The sequence below is a fragment of the Azospirillum sp. UFLA03-27 genome (assembly GCF_059803775.1).
This window is the reverse complement of record NZ_JAUQTX010000371.1, coordinates 1-4,477: the sequence shown is the minus strand read 5'-3', so window position 1 is coordinate 4,477 and position 4,477 is coordinate 1. Positions and strand designations below refer to the sequence as shown.

The following is a 4,477-nucleotide window of genomic DNA, read 5'->3' as shown; positions in this document are numbered from 1 at the left end:
GCGTATAATCGTCGGCAGCGTCAGATGTGTATAAGAGACAGGGGTGGGGGCAATACGCCCTCATTCTCACAACTCTCCTCGCCACCCCCTCGCAGGCCACCGACCTCCGCGTCAGCGTCCCCGCGGGCGCGGGGCTGGAGACCGTCTACGATCACCGCACCCAGGCCTGCGAGGACTGGGATGTGCCGGACGCCCCGGCGCGCGCCTGGAAGGCGGCGGACGGCAGCGTCCGGCTGCTCGCCGCGCACACCCGCGCGCGTACCTTGAGCGGTCCGTCGCTGAACGACCTGCACCACGCCTGCCGCATCGTCTTCCAGTCGGCCAAGCGCGACGACCCGGCGCGGTTCGACGACATGGGCTGGCTCACCTCGCCCTACACGCTGGACGGCACGACCGTCTACGGGCTGGTCCACAACGAATACCACGGCCACAAGCGCCGCGACCTCTGCCCGACCGGCGACTACATGGCCTGCTGGTGGAACGCGCTGACCCTCACCGTCTCGCACGACGGCGGGCAGAGCTTCGGACCGGCGCGCTACGTCGCCGGGGTGCCCTACCGCTTCCGCGGCGATCTGGGGAAGCGGGCCGGGCTGTTCGCGCCGAGCAACATCGTCGAGCGCGACGGCTGGTACTACGCGATGGCCTTCGCCGAGGGCATCGGCGCGCAGAAGCGCGGCGTCTGTCTGATGCGCACCCGCGACCTCGGCGATCCGGCGTCCTGGCGGGCGTGGGACGGGCGGGACTTCACCGTCCGCTTCCGCGATCCCTACACGCAGGGCGAAGCCGATCCCGAGGCGTCGGTCTGCGCGCCGCTGCCACCCAACCGCCTGCCCTTCACCGTCACCAGCCTCGTCCGCCACACGCCGAGCGGCCTCTACGTTGCGGTGATGGCCGGGCGGCGGGCAGAACGCAAAGGGTCCGAGCCGGTGTCCGGCGTGTGGGTGTCGACCTCCGGCGACCTGATCGACTGGTCCGCCCCCCGCCTCGCCTGGGCGGCGCCGCTGCTCACCGACAAGAATTGCGCCGTGGACGAGACCTTCTACTACCCGGCCATTCTCGATCCGGACGCCAGAAGCCGGAATTACGAGGACACGGATGGAAACGCCTGGCTCTACCTGACCCGGCTTGCCCAGGAAAACTGCAAGCCGACCAGGGATCGCGATCTGGTCCGAATAATGATCCGGGTTGAGCCGTCCCAAGGCGGCTAAAATTCATCAAGATAAAACCCGAACCCTGCAACCTTCCACCACCCCGACCCCAGGAGAATTAAATTGGCTAACATCCTAGTCATGATTCCCTCCGGCGAAGTCTACGACCATGACTGCGTGCGGTGGTACAGCTACCAGAACATTCAGCGTAGCATCAATCATTACCACAACATCGGCGACGCCTTCGTCTACGATTCCTCGCTGAAACTGCTGACCTTCGACCGTCTCGACGTCGTCGAGATCCGCGAGTTCAAGCAGGAGGTGGTGGACCGGGCCAACGCCGAATACGATTACGTCTTCCTGCGCGGGTCGAACTACATCCATGACCACATGACCTGGCCGGAGGGCACCGAGCAAGTGCTGTCCAAGCTGCGCATCCCGGTCATCGCCTTCGGCGTCGGCGCCCAAGCCCCGGCCACCGGCAAGCTGACGCTGTCGGACGAGAGCAAGCGCATCTGGCAGATGTTCGCCGACAAGTCGACGACGCTGGGCGTGCGCGGCACCTACACCGCCGAAGTGCTGTGGGACCTCGGCATCAAGAACGTGCGCATCGTCGGCTGCCCGACCGCCTTCCGCAACCGCGATCCGGAGCTGCGCATCGACCTGCCCTCCCTGGACAGCGTGCGCAACGTCGGCATCACCATGCGCCGCGAGGTATCCAGCCACTATTCGCCGGACGTGAAGACCTACCTCACCCGCCACCGCGACTTCGTCAAGGACATGAGCCGCCGCTTCGACACCGTCCTGATGATGCAGGGCGAGGTCGAGGAAAAGAAGCTGCTCTGGGGCACCGACGAGCAGAAGGCCGAGGCCTGGGACGAGCTGCACAACAACAACTGGCTGAAGAACTGGTACTTCGACGAGGAGCTGGACGAGCTGTACCGCTCGCGCCTGTGGTACTCGGACGTCGTCGCCGACTATGAGAACATCGTGCGCTCGAAGGACCTCGTGCTGGGCTATCGCCTGCACGGCAACCTGATGGCGCTGTCGAACGGCACGCCGTCGGTCTATTTCAGCTACGACAGCCGCACGGCGGAGTTCGCGGAGACCTTCGCGATCCCCTGTTACGATGTCTATTCCGACAAGCCCTTCGTCCTGGAGGAATACTGGGACCAGAGCCTGTTCGAGAAGTTCAACCGCACCTTCTATCAGCGCTACCGCGACATGCGGGAGTTCCTGGACGAGAACTACATCCCGCACCGCATGCCCAGCCCGACCGCGCGCAAGACCCCACAGCGCAAGGCGGCCTGACGGCGGTTGCCGCTCTTCCAGAAAAGCACTTTCGTAACCCTCTCCCCTCTGGGGAGAGGGGACTTCAATTATTTCGCGAGTGCCCGCCATGCCCGACGTCGCCACGCCCGACACCCTGTCCTCCACCCCCGTCGCGGCGGAGCCTGCGGCGTCCGTCATTGAAGGCCGGGTGGACGCCGTCCAGGCCGGACGAATCTACGGATGGGCCTGGGACCGCTCCTACCCCACCGACCGCCTGACGGTGGAGTTCCGCGCCGAGATGCCGGACGGCCGCAGCGTGGTCCTGGGGCGTGCGCTGGCCGATCGCCCGCGCGAGGATCTGGTGGGCGGCAACGTCGGCGACGGCCACCACGCCTTCGAGGCCGAGCTTGAAATTCCGGCCGGGCTCGACCCCACGCGCGTCGTCGCCGTGGCCGCCGCCCCGAGCACCGGCACCATCGCCACCTTCGCCCAGCCGAGCGCCGAGGAGAAGCTGCTCGAGCGCACGCTCGCCCCGCATCTGGTGCGCATCGGCGCCGGGCTGGACGCCGCCCGCCGCGACCACCAGCAGATCGCCGCCGGCCAGCAGGGCATCGCCCGACTGCTGCGCGAGACGCAGGAGCGCATCGCCGCCGGCCAGGCCGGAACCGGCGCCGCCGCGGCGCAGCAGGCCGCCCTGTCGGACGCGCTGCACAGCCTTCAGGAGCGGGTGGCCGGGCTGGAGGTCTTCCTCGTCCGCATGGACACGACGCTGCGCGGCTTCGACGACGCACTGAAGGTGAAGTCGGCCAAGTCGCACGCTCCCACCATCATCGCCGCCCTGGCCTCGGCCATGGGGGCCTTCGCCGCGACGGTGATCGGGATGGCGATCTTCGGATAACGGGACCCCGCCGCCCTCCCGGCTCCTGCTCCAAGACTCCGTTTCATCGTTCCCTGGCGCTTCAGCCGCCGCCGAGCCCGGCGGCGGCTTTGCCGTGCGCCGATGGTGGACGGGCAGCCGTCCCGCGTGCCAACCTGCATGACGCGCGTCCCGCCGGGATCATGCGGGCCGCCATGCGGCGTCCAGGACGTCCCTGGAACGAACCGCATTCCGAACCGACAAGGCCGGTGGCCTTCTACCGGAAGACATGCGACATGCCCGCAGATGGTCCTTCCACCCCTCCGAACCCTCCGCTTGGCGGCGACCTCATCACGCCCAGGGATCTCCACGCGATCACCGAAGCGCAGGAAATGGCGCGGCTGAAGGAGGCGCAGGAGCTTGCAAAGAAGAAGCAGGAGGAGCAGAGCGCGATCCACGAAGCCTTCATGCACCAGCACATCCGTCCCGACGCCAAGGAGCGCTTCACCCACGCCGTGCGCGGCGCAGCGGAACGCGGAGAAAGCGAAATCCAGATCGTGCGCTTCCCGAGCAGCTATTGCAGCGATGGCGGCCGGGCGATCAACAATTTCGAGCCCGACTGGCCGGACAGCCTCACCGGTTTCGCGCGAGAGGTTTACGATAACTACGACCGTTATCTGCGCCCCGCCGGCTACAAGCTGCGCGCCCAGATTCTGAGCTATCCTGGCGGCATGCCCGGTGATGTCGGCGTCTTCCTGCGCTGGTGGTCGCCGGCATCCAAACGCACCGACGCCCGGCCAAGGAATGGCCGGGCGCGGTCGTCGCCGAAACGATGGAGAGAGAACCCGTCCTTAGGCGGTCGGGCTGGCCTTGGAGGCCGAGGAGATGGTGTTGTTGGCAACGTTCTGGCTGATGCTGTCGGCGATGGACACCGCCGAGCGGCCGTTGTTGTTGTTGAAGATGTTGTCGTGCACGTCGAGCGTGATCGACCCGGCGCCCTTCAGGTGCTCCATGATGCCGCCGTTGTTGTTGAAGATCTCGTTGCCGTAGATCTTGTAGGTGACGCTGGTGCCCTGATTCTGGCCGACCGAGATGCCGACGTTGGCGTTGCCGTAGATCGTGTTGTCGTAGATCTCGGTGCTCGACTTGGCGAGGATGCCGGCGCCGCGCGGGTTGTCGTAGATCGTGTTGTCGTGGATCT

4 protein-coding genes are annotated in these 4,477 nt (G+C 66.6%); 3 read left to right on the top strand and 1 reads right to left on the bottom strand.

From position 1 onward, the window contains the following. Positions 1 to 26 precede the first annotated feature (26 nt). The 3 genes from Q4I23_RS30720 to Q4I23_RS30710 all read left to right on the top strand — a co-directional run bounded on the left by Q4I23_RS30720 (position 27) and on the right by Q4I23_RS30710 (position 3,318). Positions 27 to 1,208, top strand: coding sequence for a hypothetical protein (locus Q4I23_RS30720; protein ID WP_498528733.1), 1,182 nt, complete (start codon positions 27 to 29; stop codon positions 1,206 to 1,208). A 63-nt stretch (positions 1,209 to 1,271) separates the two neighbouring features. Then, a complete protein-coding gene (locus Q4I23_RS30715) occupies positions 1,272 to 2,459 on the top strand; it encodes a polysaccharide pyruvyl transferase family protein (protein ID WP_476958751.1) in 1,188 nt (395 codons plus the stop codon). A gap of 88 nt (positions 2,460 to 2,547) precedes the next feature. After that, positions 2,548 to 3,318, top strand: a complete 771-nt coding sequence (locus Q4I23_RS30710; RefSeq protein WP_498528732.1) for a hypothetical protein — start codon at positions 2,548 to 2,550, stop codon at positions 3,316 to 3,318. Positions 3,319 to 4,127: 809 nt separating this feature from the next. On the opposite strand, the gene Q4I23_RS30705 is transcribed toward Q4I23_RS30710, so the two are convergent. Continuing rightward, the coding region (locus Q4I23_RS30705) for a right-handed parallel beta-helix repeat-containing protein (RefSeq protein ID WP_498528731.1) at positions 4,128 to 4,477 on the bottom strand (350 nt) is incomplete at its 5' end.

What these genes read in the sequence shown, in the direction of transcription:
- Q4I23_RS30710 (WP_498528732.1), top strand. Translation starts at nt 2,548, where the DNA reads ATGCCCGACGTCGCCACGCCCGACACCCTGTCCTCCACCCCCGTCGCG.